The organism is Litoreibacter sp. JB4-2 (assembly GCF_055693445.1).
The window spans coordinates 1,195,901-1,213,723 of record NZ_CM146334.1 but is presented as its reverse complement, the minus strand read 5'-3'; the positions used below and the strand labels follow the sequence as shown (position 1 = coordinate 1,213,723).

Annotated in this window: 14 protein-coding genes; 10 read left to right on the top strand and 4 right to left on the bottom strand. The window is 61.0% G+C overall.

What is annotated here, in order from left to right; all coding sequences use genetic code 11:
• The first annotated feature begins 16 nt into the window (after positions 1–16).
• The 9 genes from murB to recN all read left to right on the top strand — a co-directional run bounded on the left by murB (position 17) and on the right by recN (position 10,511).
• A complete protein-coding gene (murB, locus tag ACZ1G7_RS06090) occupies positions 17–949 on the top strand; it encodes a UDP-N-acetylmuramate dehydrogenase (protein WP_472662931.1) in 933 nt (310 codons plus the stop codon).
• A gap of 111 nt (positions 950–1,060) precedes the next feature.
• Positions 1,061–1,939 (top strand): D-alanine--D-alanine ligase, encoded by an 879-nt coding sequence (locus tag ACZ1G7_RS06085; protein ID WP_472662930.1) that lies wholly within the window; start codon positions 1,061–1,063, stop codon positions 1,937–1,939.
• Positions 1,927–2,817 (top strand): cell division protein FtsQ/DivIB, encoded by an 891-nt coding sequence (locus tag ACZ1G7_RS06080; protein WP_472662929.1) that lies wholly within the window; start codon positions 1,927–1,929, stop codon positions 2,815–2,817. The genes ACZ1G7_RS06085 and ACZ1G7_RS06080 overlap by 13 nt, the downstream gene beginning before the upstream one ends.
• A complete protein-coding gene (gene ftsA, locus ACZ1G7_RS06075) occupies positions 2,814–4,148 on the top strand; it encodes a cell division protein FtsA (protein ID WP_472662928.1) in 1,335 nt (444 codons plus the stop codon). Before ACZ1G7_RS06080 ends, ftsA begins: the two co-directional genes overlap by 4 nt.
• Before the next feature lie 147 nt (positions 4,149–4,295).
• The gene (locus ACZ1G7_RS06070) at positions 4,296–4,667 is read left to right on the top strand and encodes a VPLPA-CTERM sorting domain-containing protein (RefSeq protein WP_472662927.1); all 372 of its coding nucleotides are present in this window, start codon (positions 4,296–4,298) and stop codon (positions 4,665–4,667) included.
• 413 nt (positions 4,668–5,080) lie between these two features.
• Complete coding sequence (gene ftsZ / locus ACZ1G7_RS06065; protein ID WP_472662926.1) at positions 5,081–6,685, top strand: cell division protein FtsZ; 1,605 nt, start codon at positions 5,081–5,083, stop codon at positions 6,683–6,685.
• Between the two features lie 235 nt (positions 6,686–6,920).
• A complete protein-coding gene (gene lpxC / locus ACZ1G7_RS06060; protein ID WP_472662925.1) occupies positions 6,921–7,841 on the top strand; it encodes a UDP-3-O-acyl-N-acetylglucosamine deacetylase in 921 nt (306 codons plus the stop codon).
• 136 nt (positions 7,842–7,977) lie between these two features.
• Positions 7,978–8,856: an outer membrane protein assembly factor BamD gene (locus ACZ1G7_RS06055; protein WP_472662924.1), complete on the top strand. Its 879-nt coding sequence runs from the start codon at positions 7,978–7,980 to the stop codon at positions 8,854–8,856.
• A gap of 11 nt (positions 8,857–8,867) precedes the next feature.
• On the top strand, positions 8,868–10,511 hold the full coding sequence (gene recN / locus ACZ1G7_RS06050) for a DNA repair protein RecN (protein ID WP_472662923.1): 1,644 nt from the start codon (positions 8,868–8,870) through the stop codon (positions 10,509–10,511).
• Positions 10,512–10,532: 21 nt separating this feature from the next.
• On the opposite strand, the gene ACZ1G7_RS06045 is transcribed toward recN, so the two are convergent.
• Positions 10,533–11,906 (bottom strand): FAD-binding oxidoreductase, encoded by a 1,374-nt coding sequence (locus ACZ1G7_RS06045; protein ID WP_472662922.1) that lies wholly within the window; start codon positions 11,904–11,906, stop codon positions 10,533–10,535.
• Between the two features lie 72 nt (positions 11,907–11,978).
• On the opposite strand from ACZ1G7_RS06045, the gene ACZ1G7_RS06040 reads away from it, so the two are divergent.
• Entirely contained in the window at positions 11,979–13,667 is a 1,689-nt protein-coding gene (locus ACZ1G7_RS06040) for a chloride channel protein (RefSeq protein WP_472662921.1), read from the top strand.
• A 26-nt stretch (positions 13,668–13,693) separates the two neighbouring features.
• On the opposite strand, the gene ACZ1G7_RS06035 is transcribed toward ACZ1G7_RS06040, so the two are convergent.
• From ACZ1G7_RS06035 to cobT, 3 genes are all read right to left on the bottom strand, one after another.
• Positions 13,694–14,035, bottom strand: a complete 342-nt coding sequence (locus tag ACZ1G7_RS06035; protein WP_472662920.1) for a DUF427 domain-containing protein — start codon at positions 14,033–14,035, stop codon at positions 13,694–13,696.
• 93 nt (positions 14,036–14,128) lie between these two features.
• Entirely contained in the window at positions 14,129–15,904 is a 1,776-nt protein-coding gene (locus ACZ1G7_RS06030) for an aminopeptidase P family protein (RefSeq protein ID WP_472662919.1), read from the bottom strand.
• Positions 15,904–17,781 carry a cobaltochelatase subunit CobT gene (cobT, locus tag ACZ1G7_RS06025; RefSeq protein ID WP_472662918.1) on the bottom strand — a complete coding sequence of 626 codons (1,878 nt, stop codon included), beginning with the start codon at positions 17,779–17,781 and terminating at the stop codon, positions 15,904–15,906. Before cobT ends, ACZ1G7_RS06030 begins: the two co-directional genes overlap by 1 nt.
• Positions 17,782–17,823: the final 42 nt, after the last annotated feature.

The following is a 17,823-nucleotide window of genomic DNA, read 5'->3' as shown; positions in this document are numbered from 1 at the left end:
TTCGCAGGCAATCTACATGATCAACGATGTTTGGCCAGAAACGCGCGGAGCGCTGACGCCCGACCGGGCGCTGGCCGATTTGACCTGGCTGCGCGTCGGCGGCCCTGCACGCGCGCTGTTTCAACCGGCTGATCGTGACGACCTCATTGATTTTCTCAAGGCTTACGAAGGCGCGGTTTTCGCGATGGGCGTCGGCTCCAACCTGATCATCCGCGACGGCGGGCTTGATGCGGTGGTGATCCGGCTCGGGCGGGGCTTCAACGGGTTCTCAGTCGAAGGCACCCGCGTCACCTGCGGGCCCGCGCTATTGGACGCACATGCCGCACGCAAGGCTGCGGATGCGGGGCTGGACCTGACATTTCTGCGCACCATTCCGGGCGCTATTGGCGGCGCCGTCGCGATGAATGCAGGCTGCTACGGCACCTATATGGCCGATGTTTTTGTTCGGGCGACAGCGGTGCTGCGTTCTGGCGAAACCGTCACATTGACCAAAGACGACATGAATTTCGCCTACCGCCAATCCGCCTTGCCCGAAGGCGCGGTGCTGGTGGAGGTGGTGATGGACGCCCCCAAAGGCGAGCCTGCGCAGCTACATGCCCGCATGGAAGACCAGCTCGCCAAACGCGACGCGACCCAGCCAACGAAAGACCGCACCGCCGGTTCGACATTCCGAAACCCCGCCGGGTTCAGCTCTACCGGCAAAGCCGATGACGTCCATGATCTGAAGGCCTGGAAGGTGATTGACGACGCTGGTTTGCGCGGCGCAACACTGGGCGGTGCACAGATGAGCGAGAAACACCCGAACTTTTTGATCAACACCGGCACGGCCACGGCGGCGGATCTGGAAGATTTGGGGGAGCTGGTGCGGAAAAAGGTTTTCGCCCACAGCGGAATAGAGTTACACTGGGAGGTGCTTCGCATCGGAAACAGGCTTCCGCGCGAAGGTTAACCAATTTGTAGTGGCCACAAGGCTACACAGGCACAAGGCCCAACCATAAGGGCCATAGAAGAACACGAGGCGGCGATGTCGAGCAGGGCATTTCGCAAAGTGGCGGTATTGATGGGCGGACCCTCCGCTGAGCGGGAGGTGTCTCTGTCGACCGGGCGCGCATGCGCCGCGGCTTTGCGAGGCGAAGGATATGACGTGGTTGAGCTGGACGCCGGTCCAGACCTTGCCGCGCGCCTGACCGAGATCAACCCCGATTGCTGTTTCAACGCTTTGCATGGCCGCTGGGGCGAAGATGGCTGCGTGCAGGGCCTGCTGGAATGGATGCGCATCCCCTACACCCATTCGGGCGTCGCGGCCTCCGCCTTGGCGATGGACAAGGAACGCACCAAGGAGGTCTACCGCCGCCATGGATTGCCCGTTTGCGACAGTGTTCTTGCCGCAAAATCTGATGTGATGGCGGCCCATGTCATGGCGGCCCCATACGTGGTGAAACCCTATAATGAGGGCTCGTCTGTCGGCGTATATCTGGTGGCCGAGGGTGCCAACAGCCCGCCCAAACTGGCCGATGATATGCCCGAGACGGTGATGGTCGAGGCCTTCGCGCCGGGCCGTGAATTGACAGTCTCAGTGATTGGCGAACGGGCGTTGGAGATCACCGACATCATCACCGACGGCTGGTATGACTACGAGGCAAAATATGCCGAAGGCGGCTCACGCCATGTGATCCCGGCGGATGTGCCTGCCGATATTCGACAGCTGTGTTTTGACCACGCTGTCACCGCGCATACCGCTTTGGGGTGCCGCGGCGTGTCGCGCACCGATTTCCGCTGGGATGAAAGCAAGGGCGCCGCCGGGCTGATCCTTTTGGAAACGAACACGCAACCCGGGATGACCGGAACTTCGCTGACGCCCGAACATGCGCAAGCGGCTGGCATGTCGATGGGCGCGCTCTGTGCGTGGTTGGTGGAGGATGCCTCATGCGATCGTTGAAACGCTTTTCACCTTTGAAACGCGACCCCGCGCCCAGCCGTTGGGCCTACCGGATGGAACGGCTCTGGTTACGCCCCGGTTTTCGCAAGCTGATCCGCGTCGGCGCGCCCATGGCGCTCTCCTTCGCTTTGGGCATCTGGTATCTGGGCGACAAAACCCGCCAGCAGGCCATGGTCGATTGGGTGGTTGAGGCGCGCGCCTCCATCGAGACGCGCCCTGAATTCATGGTCAACATCATGGCAATCGACGGCGCGTCTGACGTGCTGTCGGGCCATATCCGCGAGGTGATGCCTGTGGACCTGCCCGCATCCTCCTTCGATCTGGATTTGGAAGCGATGCAGGAACAGGTCGAAAGTCTCGATGCGGTCAAAAAGGTCGACCTGCGCATCGTTGCGGGCGGGTTGTTGCAGGTCGATGTCGAAGAACGCATCCCCGCGATCATCTGGCGTGGCCCCGACGGGTTGGAACTGCTCGATCAGGGCGGGCACCGGGTCGCGGCCTTGGCCGCGCGCATGGACCGCGCCGACCTGCCGATCATCGCGGGCGAGGGGGGCAATGCCGCCGTGCCCGAAGCGCTCGCGCTGTTCAAAGCTGCCGCCCCGATCAGTGATCGCGTCATCGGTCTGGTGCGCGTCAGTGAACTACGCTGGGATCTGGTGCTCGACCGCGACCAACGCATCATGCTTCCGCCCACCGGCGCGGATGCGGCCCTCGACCGCGTGCTGGCGCTGAATGAGGCCCAAGACCTTTTGAAGCGCGATTTGGCGCGTGTCGACATTCGAAATACGCAGCGCCCGACGCTGCGACTGACGCCAGGAGCGCTGGAAGATATGCGTATTCTCAAAGGCATAGAGATCAAAGGAACCACGACAGAATGACCGATCTTTATTCAACCCAACGCGCCATGCGCAACAAACGCCAGGCCGCCATGCAGCGCGGCGTCATCGCGATCTTGGACGTGGGCTCGTCGAAAATTGCCTGCTTCGTGCTGCGCTTTGACGGGCCGGAACGGTTTCAGGACAGCGATGGCATTGGCACTATGGCGGGCCAGTCGGCCTTCCGCGTCATTGGGGCCGCGACCACCCGATCTCGCGGCGTCCGCTTTGGCGAGATCGAGACGATGCATGAAACCGAACGCGCCATCCGCACCGCCGTGCAGGCCGCTCAAAAGATGGCGAATGTCCGCGTCGATCATGTGATCGCATGCTTTTCCGGCGCCAAACCGCGATCCTATGGTCTGACCGGCAGTGTCGAGCTGCATGATGGCCAAGTGACGGAAAACTGTGTGGCCCGTGTCTTGGCCAGCTGTGACCTGCCTGACTATGGCAACACGCGGGAGGTGCTGCACGCGCAGCCGGTGAATTTCGCGGTCGATCATCGTTCCGGCCTTGGCGATCCGCGCGGGCAGGCGGGCAACGAGTTGTCGACCGATCTGCACATGCTGACCATCGACCGCACGCCGATTGAAAACCTGCTTTATTGCATCAAGCGCTGCGATCTGGACGTGGCGGGGATTGCGTCCTCGTCCTATGCGGCCGGGATCTCCTCGCTGGTGGAGGATGAACAGGAACTGGGCGCGGCTTGTATTGATCTGGGCGGCGGCTCTACCGGTATTTCGATCTTCATCAAGAAGCACATGATCTACGCAGATACGGTGCGGATGGGGGGCGATCACGTGACCTCCGATATCTCCCAAGGGCTGCAAATCCCGATGCCCACGGCGGAGCGGATCAAGACGTTTTATGGCGGTGTCGTAGCGACGGGAATGGATGACCGCGAAATGATCGACCTCAGTTCTGACACTGGCGATTGGGAACATGACCGCCGCACCGTCAGCCGGGCAGAGGTCATCGGCGTAATGCGCCCACGCATGGAAGAAATTTTGGAGGAAGTGCGAAGCCGCCTCGATGCGGCTGGCTTTGAACATCTGCCAAGCCAGCGGATCGTGCTGACGGGCGGGGCCTCGCAACTGCCGGGCCTTGATGGGTTGGCCACGAAAATTCTGGGCCAGCAGGTGCGGCTCGGACGCCCCCTGCGCGTGCAAGGCTTGCCTCAATCGGTGACAGGGCCGGGCTTCGCGGCGGCTGTCGGAACCTGTCTGTTTGCTGCACACCCACAAGATGAATGGTGGGATTTCGATGTGCCCGTCGACAGTTATCCGGCGCGCTCGCTGAAGCGTGCAATGAAGTGGTTTAAGGACAATTGGTAGGCCGCATCCGGGACTGACCCGGCTGGGGCAACAGTGATGCAAGATGGGCGAAAACTCGCCTCATTTAAATCGAATTTTCATTTGATCCCAATGGCATCACCGCAGGTGCGCGCTGTTGCGCCCTGTTTGTCCAGAAGGAATTTATCAATGAGTCTTTCAATCTTGCGTCGCCCGCTTGGGCGCGCAATCTCGGTCGCGGGCTGTACTGCTGCAGTTTGTTTAAGTGCCGTCGCCGCGCAGGCCAGCTTTGTCCCCTCAGACCCAAGCGGCACAATTGTTGTGCTGCCGGATCCAGTGCCGACCGTAACCTACACCTTTACGCCGCCGTCCTTTCCGACATTCGTCTACAACCCGGGCTATACGTTTGGCGGCTTCTTTATCATCGATCCGAATGCGCCGGTCGTGATTGATTCCGGCCCGGTCTCCGCCGTGCCATTGCCCGCGGGTGCGCCGTTGTTGCTGGCCGGTTTTGCCGGATTTGCTGCATTGCGCGCGCGCAAAAAGGCCCGCGCAGCCTAAGAAAATATGCAATTCGGGCCCTTTATGCTGTGTCTTTCGCCCAACGGAAGGCGTGACAGAGGGGCCCGTTTTTGCTATACTACCGGTAAGCGTCCCAAGAGGCGCAGGCGGCCGAGCAGTGGCCCCTTTATTTTGACCCTGAAATACATGTGCCTTGGCGCATGAACTTCTGCGTCTAACTACCTGTTGTGGCGGGCAAAGCGTCTTATGCGGTATGTTGGGGTTTTGGCAAGATGCCGCTTGCATACCAAGAGTTTTCCCCAGATTTTGTGGCATAATTGCCTTTTTCGCGTGACGCAGCCTGCGCGTTTCGATAGTCTCCCCTTCAAAGAGGCAAAATTATAAATGGCCAAAAGGCCAGCACGACCGGTGACACTCACCACTCATTTGCGACAAACAGGCGGACATAACCCATGACACTCAATCTTCGGATGCCCGAGCAACCAGAACTGAAACCACGCATCACCGTATTTGGTGTGGGGGGCGCAGGCGGTAACGCGGTCAATAACATGATCGAAAAGGCGCTTGATGGCGTCGAATTCGTGACCGCCAACACAGACGCGCAGGCGCTGCAGCATTCCAAGGCGCAGGCGAAAATTCAGATGGGCGTCAAAGCGACCGAAGGTCTGGGCGCAGGCGCGCGGCCGTCCGTGGGCGCGTCCGCCGCTGAAGAAACCATCGAAGAGATTGTCGACCACCTGGCCGGCGCGCATATGTGCTTCATCACCGCCGGCATGGGTGGCGGGACTGGCACAGGCGCGGCCCCAATCATCGCGCAAGCCGCGCGGGAGCTGGGCGTTCTGACCGTGGGCGTTGTCACTAAGCCGTTCCAGTTCGAAGGCGGCAAGCGCATGAAGCAAGCCGATGAAGGCATCGAAGCGCTTCAAAAAGTCGTCGACACCCTGATCATCATTCCAAACCAGAACCTGTTCCGTCTGGCCAATGAGAAGACCACCTTTACCGAGGCATTCTCGATGGCCGATGACGTGCTCTATCAAGGTGTTAAAGGCGTCACCGACCTGATGGTGCGCCCCGGCCTGATCAACCTCGACTTTGCTGATGTGCGCGCCGTGATGGACGAGATGGGTAAAGCGATGATGGGCACTGGCGAGGCCGACGGCGAAGACCGCGCAATCCAGGCCGCTGAAAAAGCCATTGCCAACCCGCTGCTGGACGAGATTTCGTTGCGCGGCGCCAAAGGCGTGCTGATCAACATCACCGGCAGCCACGACCTGACCCTGTTCGAACTGGACGAAGCCGCCAACCGCATCCGCGAAGAGGTGGACCCAGAGGCCAACATCATCGTCGGCTCAACGCTGGACACAGATATGGACGGCAAAATGCGCGTCTCCGTCGTGGCAACTGGCATCGAGGCGTCAGAAGAATTGCTGGCACAACCCGTGCCACGCCGTTCGCTGGCCGCCCCTTTGACGCAAGAGCGCGTCGAAGAGCCCGCGCCACAGCCAATCCCGCAACCTGTTGCACAACCTGCTGCGGCACCAGTTGCTGCAAGTCTGGCAACACCGCAGCCCGTCGCCGAGGAGCCTTCGCTTTTCGAAGGCATGCCCGCAGCGGCACCTGTTGCGGCCCAAGCACCCGCGCCAGTGCAAGCGGCAGCGCCGGTGGGCGCCGATGGCCTGCCGACGCCGGTCTATCAGCCCGCTCCGCAGCAACCGGTCATGGTCGCAGCCGAGGAACCGACCGCGTTCGCAGCACCGCAGCCCGCACCGGCAGGCACGCCAACACCCGAAGCGATGGAACGTTTGCGCGCCGCCGTAAACAAAGCGCCGCTGACCGAACCTGCGGCCCCCACGCCTGCGCCAGCACCGGTTGCCGAGCATAAACCGCGCTTCGGCATCAACTCCCTGATCGGTCGTATGACGGGCGCAGCTGGCGAAGAAAGCCAGCAAACAGCTCGCCAACAGCCGCAAATGAGCGCGCTGCAACCTTCCGCCGAAGTCGATCCCGAGCAAGAAAAAATCGAGATCCCGGCCTTCCTGCGGCGCCAGGCGAACTGACACAAACCCAAGTGACGTAACGTTCAAACCCGGGCCTGTCCCGGGTTTTTTCGTTTTAAAACCAATGTCTTGCTGCGACTGCGAAATGAATTTTCCTAAATATGACACTATTGTTGCAAACGGTCACAAAGAGTGAGTTGAGCGTTGGGCGCACCATCCCTATTTTCCAATCAACCGAGCCGGGGGGCTACGGGTCAGACTGCCAACAATTTGCTGCTTCCGAAGGAGGCTCCACGTGCAAACGACTTTGAACACTCATGTCACCTTTGAAGGTGTCGGACTCCATTCCGGCATCGCAACAAAGATGACCCTGCGCCCCGCTGAGGCGGATCACGGCGTGTGGTTCAAGCGTACCGATGTTGCAGATCGCGACCCGATGGTGCCTGCGCTCTATGACGCAGTGGCGCACAAACCGCTTTGCACACGCATCGTAAACGCCGCTGGCGTCGAAGTCACAACCATCGAACATATCATGGCCGCGCTCGCAGGCTGCGGCGTGCACAACGCGCTGATCGAACTCGACGGGCCGGAAGTGCCTATCATGGATGGCTGCTCTGCCGATTTTGTGCGCGCCATCGTTGATGCTGGCGTGACCAAACAAAACGCGCCGCTTTACGCGATCGAAGTGCTGCGCAAGGTCTGCGTTTCGCAGGACGGTGCGCGCGCTGCACTGTCGCCTGCTGACGCATTGGAAATCGACTTCGAGATCGACTTTGCGGATCGCGCGATCGGCGCGCAGTCCAAGCACCTGAATATGGCCAACGGCACCTTCGTGCGCGAGCTGTCTGACAGCCGCACCTTCTGCCGCAAATCCGACATCGACATGATGCATGCCAACGGCCTTGCGCTGGGCGGCACATTTGAAAACGCGGTTGTTGTGGACGGCGATGAGGTGCTCAGCCCTGGTGGGCTGCGCCACCCCGATGAGGCCGTGCGCCATAAGATGCTGGACGCTTTGGGCGATCTGTCGCTGGCGGGTGCGCCGATTTTGGGCCGTTACCACGGTGTAAAAGCGGGCCACGCCATGACGAACAATCTGCTGCGCGCGCTGTTTGCCGATGAGGCCAACTACCGGATCGTGCGCTGCAACGCGGATCAGCTAAGCCGCCTTCCGGGCGTCGGTGTCAAACAGGCCGATCTGGCGCTGGTGGCGTAACGCAAGCTTGCGCGCTGATGGTGCAAAAACCTGCTCAAACCCGTTTTGCATGTGAAAGTCTTGTGCTAGACCTACCCGGAGGCGCCAAAGCTCCGCATGACGGGGCAGGCGGAACATTGGGGTGTGCGGGCTGATTATGCCATTCAAGAAAACGTTCAAAACAGTGGTTGCCGTATCGCTATTGGCCAGCCTTGCCGCTTGCGGCGCGCGCGAGGGTGGCGAACGCCGCGGCTTTCTGGGCTCGCTTTTTTCGGCGCAGCAGGAAACCCCGCTGGACCAGGTCGCCCCGCAGGAGATTTTCAAGCGCGGCGAGGCCGAGCTTGAAGCCGGCGACGTCGATGAGGCTGTACGCCTCTTTGGCGAGATTGAGCGCCTGTACCCCTATTCCGAATGGGCCAAACGCGCGCTGATCATGCAGGCTTTCGCCTACCACGCAGACCGCGAATACGAACAATCACGCGGCGCCGCGCAGCGGTTCATCGACTTCTACCCCGCCGATGAGGACACGCCTTACGCGCAATATTTGCTGGCGATCAGCTATTATGACCAGATCGACCAAGTGGGCCGCGACCAGGGCCTGACCTTCCAGGCATTGCAGGCCCTGCGCACAGTGATCGAACGCTACCCGGATAGCGAATATGCGCGCAGCTCCATTCTGAAATTCGACCTGGCCTTCGACCATCTCGCCGGTAAGGAAATGGAAATCGGGCGCTATTACCTCAAGCGCGGGCATTACACATCTGCGATCAACCGGTTCCGCGTTGTGGTCGAAGAATTCCAGACCACGACCCACACAGCCGAAGCGCTGCACCGGCTGGTGGAAAGCTACTTGTCGCTGGGCTTGACGGATGAGGCGCAGACCGCCGCCGCGATCCTTGGGTTCAACTATCAGTCCGATCCGTTCTACCAAGACAGCTTCGATTTGTTGGCGGGGCGGGGCTTGAAACCCGCGCCGCGTGGCACAGGCTGGCTGGTCGACATCTACCGGCAGGTGATCCGGGGCCGCTGGCTCTAGGTCGGGCGCATATGCTCAGATCGCTCGACATTCGTGACATGCTGATTATCGACCGGCTGGTTTTAGACTTCCAACCGGGCCTGAATGTGCTGACCGGGGAAACCGGTGCGGGCAAGTCTATCTTACTGGATTCATTGGGCTTTGTGTTGGGCTGGCGCGGCCGGGCAGAGCTGGTGCGCGCGGGCGCAGAGCGCGGCGAAGTTACGGCCGAATTTGATCTGCCGGACGGCCACGCTGCCCATGCGGTGCTGGATGAAGCCGGGTTTGAACCGGCAGAAGAGCTGATTTTGCGCCGCGTCAACTACCCAGACGGGCGCAAACAGGCCTGGGTCAATGACCGGCGCGCCAGTGCCGAAGTGCTGCGCGCTTTGTCGGATGTTTTGGTCGAACTCCACGGCCAACATGACGACCGGGGGTTGCTGAATGCACGCGCCCATCGCGCGCTTCTGGATCAATTTGCGGGCGTCGATCTGGGGCCGGTCAAGGCCAGCTGGCAGATCATGTCAAAAGCCCGCAAAGCACTAAAAGCAGCGGAAGCCGAACTCGCCCGGATGAGCGCGGAAGAAGATTTCTTGCGCCATTCCGTCGAAGAACTGGAAGCTTTGGATCCGCAACCCGGCGAAGAACCAGAGCTCGATACCAGACGCCGTCAGATGCAGGCAGGTGAACGGATCAAGGACGATATTTCCAAAGCACATCAAGCGCTTGGCGGCTCTGGCGCGGAAGGCATGTTGATGGACGCGGCCCGCTGGCTGGACGGCGTGGCCGACAAGGCAGACGGCCATTTGGAAGCGCCATTGGCCGCCTTGGAACGCGCCATGACCGAACTGGGTGAGGCGACACAAGGCGTTGAAGGCGCGCTCGACGCCGTGTCTTTTGACCCGTATGAGCTGGAACGCGTCGAAGAACGGCTCTTTGCCATTCGCGGGCTCGCGCGCAAACACGACGTGTTGCCCGCCGAGCTGAGTGAATTGACGCTTAAGTACCGCGAACGGCTGGACGCATTGGACGGCGGCGCGGCGGCAATTGGCGGCTTGGAACAGGCCGTTGCTGACGCGGAAGACGCCTATGGCGACGAGGCCGACAAGCTGCGCGCCCTACGCATGGATGCGGCGTTAAAACTGGACGCCGCCATGATGACTGAACTGGCACCTTTGAAAATGGAACGCGCTGTTTTCAAAACAGAAATCACAGATGAGGCCTACGGTCCCGAAGGTCATGACGCGGTCGCGTTTACCGTGGCGACCAACCCCGGCACCCCCGCAGGCCCGCTGAACAAAATCGCGTCGGGCGGGGAGCTGTCGCGGTTCTTACTGGCCCTGAAAGTCTGCCTGACAGGCACCACAGGCGGCGTCACGATGATCTTTGACGAGATCGACCGCGGCGTCGGCGGCGCGACGGCGGATGCGGTCGGGCGGCGCTTGGCGTCGCTGGCCGACGGCGCGCAGGTTTTGGTCGTCACGCATTCGCCCCAGGTCGCGGCCTTGGGCGGACATCACTGGCGGGTGCAAAAATCGGTTCAGGACGAACAGACCTTGTCGACCGTCGTGGCGCTGGACGCGGAGGCGCGGATTGACGAGATCGCGCGCATGGTCTCGGGCGACACCGTGACCGACGCCGCACGCGAAGCCGCGAAAGCCCTGCTGGCAGGCTAAGGCCGGGGCGCGTAATCCGGCCTAGTTGATCTGCACCATCTTGCCGGGGTTGAGGATGTTTTGCGGATCAAAGCTGCGCTTGATATCGGCCATCACGCCCCACGCATCCCCATGTTCTCGCGCCATATATTTCATCTTGCCTATGCCCACGCCATGCTCGCCCGTGACTGTGCCACCCATATCCAAAGCGCGCTCTGCCATCCGGTCCGACAGGCGTTTCGCCTCCGCCAGCTCATTGGGGTTGTCGGGATCCATCATCAGGATCGCGTGGAAATTTCCGTCGCCGACATGGCCCAGAATGGGCCCTTCAAGCGGGCTGTCGGCGATGTCGGCCTGGGTTTGCGTCACCGCCTCGGCCAGCTTTGAGATTGGCACGCAGATATCGGTGGACATGGCCGTGGCGCCCTTGCGCGACGCCAGGATTGCGTAATAGCCGTCATGGCGCAGCTGCCATAACGCGTTGCGATCCTCAGGCTTGGTGGCCCATTGGAAATCTGCGCCGCCGTGATCTGCCACGATCTCACCAAAGCGCGCGGACTGCTCAACCACGGCCTGATCCGATCCGTTGAATTCCACCAGCAAATGCGGTTGCGCGGGCATGTCGCGGCCCGCATAGGCGTTGAAGGCGCGTGTCGTGGCGGCGTCTACAAATTCAATCCGCGCCATGGGCAAACCCATCTGGATCGTCTCCATCACGCAATTCACAGCCGATGCCATGTCCGGAAAAGCACAAATCCCCGCCGAGATCGCCTCCGGCTGGCCCTGCAGCTTCAGCGTCAGCTCGGTGATCAGCCCCAACGTGCCCTCAGACCCCACAAAAAGATGCGTCAGATCATAGCCTGCGGCGGTTTTGCGCGCGCGTGATCCGGTGCGGATGATGCGCCCATCGGCCAGCACAACCTCCAGCCCCATGACATTGTCGGCCATCGTCCCGTAGCGCACGGTGGTGGTGCCCGAGGCGCGCGTTGAAGCCATCCCGCCAAGGGAGGCATTGGCGCCGGGATCAACAGGGAAAAACAGGCCCGTCGCCCGCAGATCTTCGTTCAGCGCCATGCGGGTTAACCCGGGTTGCACGCGCACATCCATGTCCTGCGCGTTCACCTCAATAACCTGCGCCATGCGGGAAAAATCCACCGTCACCCCGCCTTGCAGCGCCAAAGCGTGCCCTTCCAGAGAGGTCCCCGTGCCCCATGGAATAACGGGGCAGTCATGTTTTGCGCAGATTTTAACCAGCGCGCTGACCTCAGCCGTGGTTTCGGGGTAGGCGACCGCATCGGGCGGCATCGGGGTGTAATAAACTTCCGATTGGCCATGAATGTCGCGATCCGACTTGGAGGTGGCGCACCTTTCCCCTAAGAGGGTTTTAAGCTCTTGAATTGCTTCGGCGATGGTCATGCGTTGGTGGCCTTTCACGGGTGTGGTGCGATGTTAGGCCAGGGATGGCCGCAGGGAAAGCGCAAGGCGGGTATGGCCGAGCCGAAAAAATCCATGTTGGGGGACCAGCTGGGCGAGGTCGTCCAAAGCTGCAAAAGCGGCTGGGCGGTGTTGAAACATCGCGGCCCCTCCGCCCTGCAATTCTGGTTCATCGCCTTGCTGGTTGGGATTGCGGCAGGGTTTGCGGCAGCAGGGTTTCGCATTTCCATCGAATGGCTTCAGGGCGTGCTTTATGACGCCAAAGATATTCGCAGCCTGCAGGAACTTGTCACCGATCTGGAATGGTACTTCATCCTGACGATCCCGGTCCTGGGCGGGTTGATCACCGGCGCGATCTTGCATTTCTTTACACCTGACGCACGCGCGCGCTCGGTTGCCGAAGTCATCCACGGCGCCGCAATGAACAACGGCAGGGTTGAAAAACGCGCGGGGCTTGCCTCCGCCGTGGCGTCGATGATCACGCTGTCCACAGGCGGCTCGACAGGGCGGGAGGGGCCGGTCGTCCACCTTGCTGGCGTCATATCCAGCTGGGTGTCGGGCTTCATCAAGGCCGACGGCATCACCGGGCGCGACCTGTTGGGCTGCGCCGTGGCTGCGGCGGTGTCGGCCAGTTTCAACGCGCCAATTGCCGGCGCGCTGTTCGCATTGGAAGTGGTGTTGCGCCATTTCGCCGTGCACGCCTTCGCGCCGATTGTGATTGCCAGCGTGGCCGGGACCGTCATCAGCCGGTCGATCTTTGGCGATGTGCCCGAATTCGTGCTGCCCGACGATTCCGCGCTCAGCTTTTATCGTGAACTTCCGGCCTATCTGATCCTCGGCTTGCTCAGCGGTTTGGTCGCAGTGGTCATGATGCGCACCGTGTTTTGGGCGGACAATGTCGGCACTTGGTTTCAGCGCGTCACACGGTTGCCCCGCTGGCTGCGCCCGGCCGTCGCGGGCCTAATGCTGGGTGCGATCGCGATTTATTTTCCGCATATCATCGGGGTTGGCTATGGGACGACCTTTGCTGCCCTGACCGGCGATATGATGCTTTACGAGGCTGTGGTTTTTACCGTCATCAAAGTCATTGCCGTGGCGATCACAATGGCCGGGCGCATGGGGGGCGGCATCTTTTCGCCCGCGCTGATGGTGGGCGCGCTCACGGGGCTCGCCTTTGGGATGATCGCCACCAGCATCTTTCCCGAAGTGTCCGGTGCGCTCACACTTTACGCGCTTGCGGGTATGGGCGCGGTCGCAGCGGCGGTGCTGGGAGCGCCGATCTCGACCACTTTGATCGTGTTTGAACTAACGGGCGATTGGCAATTGGGCCTTGCGGTTATGGTCGCCGTGTCGCTGTCCAGCGCTGTGTCCAGCAAGCTAGTTGACCGGTCCTTCTTCCTGACCCAGTTGGAGTCGCGCGGCATCCATCTTGCGGCGGGCCCGCAGGCCTATTTGCTCTCGATGTTCCGCGTCGCAATGGTGATGCGTGCACCCGACCATCCGCGCGCCGCCGATGAGGCGGAGGTTCTGGCAATGGTCGCGGACGGCATCTACCTCAGCCCCAACGCCACCTTAGAAGACGCCATGCCGATCTTTGAGGAAACTAACAACATCTTCCTGCCCGTCGTCCGATTGGGACCGGAGGGCGAAACGCCAGAGATATTAGGCGCGCTTTTCCAAGTCGATGCATTGAAGCAATATAGTCGTGCCTTGGCGGCAACGGCGGCCGAAGAACACTCCTAGACCGCCGGTTGCGTCGTCTGTCGCGTTCAGGTCTTCTCGACCGTCACCTTATCTGAGTAAAACGCCAAATGCCCGGCGATCTGCTCCAACCCCTCTTTGGGGTTTTCATAGGACCAGGCGGCGTTCACGATTGGCCCGCTCTTGGCTTGCAGTGTAAAATAGGTCGCGTCGCCCTTATGCGGGCAATGGGTCGTATGGTCGGTTTGGTCGAAAAATGCCATGGCCAGATCAGCGCGCGGGACATAAAGCACGGGCGCCATGTCGCCCTCTTTCAGGATAATCACATCGGCGCTCTCGCCCAGAACCGCGCCAGCGGCACGGATGGAATAAGTGTCTGTTGCCTTGGACAACGTGATGTAATCGGACATGATTTCGTCCTCCCTAAATTCAAGTCTCGTCTCAATAGACGCGCTGTATGACAGCTTTACGTCAGTCATGACAAGGGCAGGGATGCCGCAGGGCTACAGCGGGGCCGTGGCCGCCGATAGCCAGTCGGCGACGTCGCTCTCCACCGACAGCACCTGCGCGACATGCGCGTGATAGGCGTTGATCCAGTCGCGCTCCGCCGGGCTGAGCATCTCCGTGGTGATCAGGCGGCGATCAATTGGCACCCAGGTAAGAGTTTCAAACCCCAGTTGATCGCGCCCGTCGCCCTTTTCAGCTGCTTTTTCGACCACGATCAGGTTCTCGATGCGGATGCCGAACGCGCCTTCGCGGTAGTAGCCCGGCTCATTGGACAGGATCATGCCCTCCTGCAAGGGAACGTCACTGACGCGGCTGAGCCGCTGCGGCCCCTCATGCACCGACAGATAGGCGCCGACGCCGTGCCCAGTGCCATGGTCGTAATCCATCCCTTCGCGCCACAAGGGCGCGCGCGCAAGCGCATCCAGATCGCGGCCGGCACATCCGCGCGGGAATCGCGCCTGCGAGATCGCAATCATGCCCTGCAGCACCAATGTGAAGCATTTGCGTTGCTCATCCGTGGGCGCACCAATGGCGATGGTGCGGGTGATGTCCGTGGTGCCATCCACATATTGCCCGCCGGAATCGACCAGAAGCAGGCCTTGTTCGACGGTGGCATTCGTCTCTTCCGTCACCCGGTAATGCACGATCGCGCCGTTGGCATTGGCCCCCGAAATCGTCTCAAAGCTGATGTCGCGCAGCGCGTTGGTGCCCGCGCGGAACCCTTCAAGCGCCTTGGCCACGTCAATCTCGGTAAGGCTGCCCACAGGCTGCGCGTCCAGCCAGGCAAGGAAATGAACCATCGCATGCGCGTCGCGCAGATGCGCCGCGCGCGCGCCTTCAATCTCAACCGGGTTCTTGCGGGCCTTGGGCAGGATGCAGGGGTCCATCGCGTAGTCGATCTCGACCCCGGCCTCTTGCAGGATGTGCGTCACCGCCAAAGGCGCGCTGCCCGCGCCGACGCGGACAGGGCCGTCCAGCTTTGCGATGACCTGCGCAAACGCGTCCGGGCTATGCAAGGTGATGGCGGGGTCAGGGCCCAGATGCGCAACGCGCGCGGCATCAATAAACAGATCAACGCGCGCGTCGTCATGGATCACCGCGAAACACTGGACAATCGGGATGCGCGGGATGTCGTTCCCCCGAATATTCAGCAGCCAACAAATTGAATCTGGCAGTGTCAGGACCGCCGCCTTATGGCCTTTGTCGCGCAGTTTTTCGGCGATCTCATCGCGTTTCTCGACGGAGCGCTTGCCGCTCAGCTCAATAGGGTAGGCGTCGACAGATTCCGCGGGCCGTGCGGGCCGGTCGTCCCAGATCGCGTCCACAAAATTGTCCGACGGCTCCAACGTAATTCCGGTGCCGTCCAGCCCGTCCTTGATCTCGTCGATCTGTAATTTGGTAAACAGCCAAGGGTCAAATCCAACTTTGCCAGTCGTCAGTTGTTCCTTCAGCCAGTCTTCGGGTTTGACCTCCGGCCAATGGACGGGGGTAAAGTGTTCGGTGTCGACCTGTTCTTTGACCTGCACGCGGTAGCGGCCATCGATGAACACACCGGCGACCTCGTTTAGGGCGATGCAAAACCCGGCGGAGCCCGTAAACCCGGTCAGCCACGCCAAACGCGCGTCGCAATCGGCGACATATTCGCCCTGATGCGCATCGGCGCGCGGGATCAAAAAGCCGTCAAAGCCTTCTTTTTCAAGCACTTGCCGCAAGGCTTTCAGCCGTGGCGGGCCCTGATCGGGGGAGGTCGACGCCTCATAGCTTTGAAACATCAGCTCGCCCGTTTCATGCCCATGATGCGCGCCCGGGCGCGCGGGTCGCTGTCAAATAGCGCGGCCAGCTGTTCGGTCATCGCACCGGCCAATTGTTCGACATCGGTGATGGTCACGGCACGGTCATAATAGCGGGTCACGTCATGGCCGATGCCGATCGCGATCAGCTCAACCGCCTTGCGTTTTTCGACCATGGCGATCACGTCACGCAGGTGTTTTTCCAAGTAATTCGCGGGGTTAACGGACAAAGTTGAATCGTCCACCGGGGCCCCGTCAGAAATCACCATCAGCACTTTGCGGCTTTCAGGCCGGCCCAACATGCGTCGGTGCGCCCATTCCAGCGCCTCGCCGTCGATGTTTTCCTTCAGCAAGCCTTCCTTCATCATCAGACCCAAATTGGGCCGCGTGCGACGCCACGGCGCATCGGCGCCTTTGTAGATGATGTGGCGCAGATCGTTCAGGCGGCCGGGCTGTTGCGGGCGGCCTTCGTTCAACCAACCTTCGCGGCTTTGCCCGCCTTTCCAGGCGCGGGTCGTGAAGCCCAGAATTTCGGTTTTGACCTGACAGCGTTCTAGCGTGCGCGCCAATACATCGGCGCAGATCGCGGCAATGGAAATCGGCCGTCCGCGCATCGAACCGGAATTGTCCAAAAGAAGCGTGACACAGGTGTCGCGGAATTCCATGTCCTTTTCCTGCTTGAAGCTCAGCGGGGTCGTCGGGTTCGCGACCACACGGGCAAGGCGTCCGGCGTCCAGAATGCCTTCTTCAAGGTCAAATTCCCAAGACCGGTTTTGCTGGGCCTGCAAGCGGCGCTGCAGTTTATTCGCCAGCCGCGACACGGCACCCTTCAACGGGTCAAGCTGCTGGTCAAGATAGGCGCGCAGCCGTTCCAGCTCAGCCGGTTCGGCCAGATCCTCGGCCTTGATCTCCTCGTCGAACTCGGTTGAGAACACGATGTAATTGGCGTCAGCCTCGGAATGCGGCGGCGGTGGAGGTGGGTCCATCGGTGCCTCCCCCTCGGGCAATTCCGCCTCGTCGCCCATCTCTGCATCGGCCATGTCGTCAAGCTGAACTGTCGCGTCGGAGGCGTCCTGCTGCTCCTCCTGCGACTGCTCGGGGGACGCATCGGCATCTTCCGAATTGTCTTCCTTGTCAGCGTTGGACTGATCATCCTGATCGGCCTCTTCCTGATCGTCAGACGCCTCGTCCTGCTGGTCGTCATCAATGTCATCAGGGTCGTCGCCCAGCTGGTCGCCATATCCCAGATCGTCAATGATCTGGCGCGCAAATTTCGCAAACTGGGTTTGATCGGACAGCACGTCTTGCAGATTGTCGAGCGTGCCACCGGCGGCGCCCTCGATGAAATCTTTCCACAAATTCATGACGTTATCTGCGGCGGGCGGCAGATCGCGCCCGGTTGCGAGATGCCGGATCAGGTAGCCTGCGGCGACCGAAAGCGGCGCTTGCGCATTCTCGGTGATCTGGCCGTAGCCTTTGCGTTCAGCCTCCGTGCCGATCTTGGCGTCGATATTGCCTGCGGTGCCGGGCATGGTGCGCGCGCCCATTGCCTCGCAGCGGGCGGTTTCCATCGCGTCATACAGATCGCGCGCCATATTGCCCTGAGGCAGGTATTTATTGGCGGTTGATGCATTGTGGAAGCGGCGGCGCAGCGCATAGGCATCGGCGGTGCCACGCGCCAGCAAAACCTCATCGCGGGTCATCCGCCGCGTGACCTGCGGCAGGCGCACCTGATCATTGGTCATGCCGGGCGGGTCGACCGAATAGCTGACGCCCAGATCGGGGTCATTGGCCAATGTCTTGGTGGCCTCGGCCAATGCCTTTTTGAACGGATCGGCGGGGTTGTCGTTTTGTGCCATAGCGCGTGCAGACCTTGTGAATTGCGTCTGCAATTTAGGGCG

What these genes read in the sequence shown, in the direction of transcription:
- murB (WP_472662931.1), top strand. Translation starts at nt 17, where the DNA reads ATGATCAACGATGTTTGGCCAGAAACGCGCGGAGCGCTGACGCCCGAC.
- ACZ1G7_RS06085 (WP_472662930.1), top strand. Translation starts at nt 1,061, where the DNA reads ATGGGCGGACCCTCCGCTGAGCGGGAGGTGTCTCTGTCGACCGGGCGC.
- ACZ1G7_RS06080 (WP_472662929.1), top strand. Translation starts at nt 1,927, where the DNA reads ATGCGATCGTTGAAACGCTTTTCACCTTTGAAACGCGACCCCGCGCCC.
- ftsA (WP_472662928.1), top strand. Translation starts at nt 2,814, where the DNA reads ATGACCGATCTTTATTCAACCCAACGCGCCATGCGCAACAAACGCCAG.
- ACZ1G7_RS06070 (WP_472662927.1), top strand. Translation starts at nt 4,296, where the DNA reads ATGAGTCTTTCAATCTTGCGTCGCCCGCTTGGGCGCGCAATCTCGGTC.
- ftsZ (WP_472662926.1), top strand. Translation starts at nt 5,081, where the DNA reads ATGACACTCAATCTTCGGATGCCCGAGCAACCAGAACTGAAACCACGC.
- ACZ1G7_RS06055 (WP_472662924.1), top strand. Translation starts at nt 7,978, where the DNA reads ATGCCATTCAAGAAAACGTTCAAAACAGTGGTTGCCGTATCGCTATTG.
- recN (WP_472662923.1), top strand. Translation starts at nt 8,868, where the DNA reads ATGCTCAGATCGCTCGACATTCGTGACATGCTGATTATCGACCGGCTG.
- ACZ1G7_RS06045 (WP_472662922.1), bottom strand. Translation starts at nt 11,906, where the DNA reads ATGACCATCGCCGAAGCAATTCAAGAGCTTAAAACCCTCTTAGGGGAA.
- ACZ1G7_RS06040 (WP_472662921.1), top strand. Translation starts at nt 11,979, where the DNA reads ATGGCCGAGCCGAAAAAATCCATGTTGGGGGACCAGCTGGGCGAGGTC.
- ACZ1G7_RS06035 (WP_472662920.1), bottom strand. Translation starts at nt 14,035, where the DNA reads ATGTCCGATTACATCACGTTGTCCAAGGCAACAGACACTTATTCCATC.
- ACZ1G7_RS06030 (WP_472662919.1), bottom strand. Translation starts at nt 15,904, where the DNA reads ATGTTTCAAAGCTATGAGGCGTCGACCTCCCCCGATCAGGGCCCGCCA.
- cobT (WP_472662918.1), bottom strand. Translation starts at nt 17,781, where the DNA reads ATGGCACAAAACGACAACCCCGCCGATCCGTTCAAAAAGGCATTGGCC.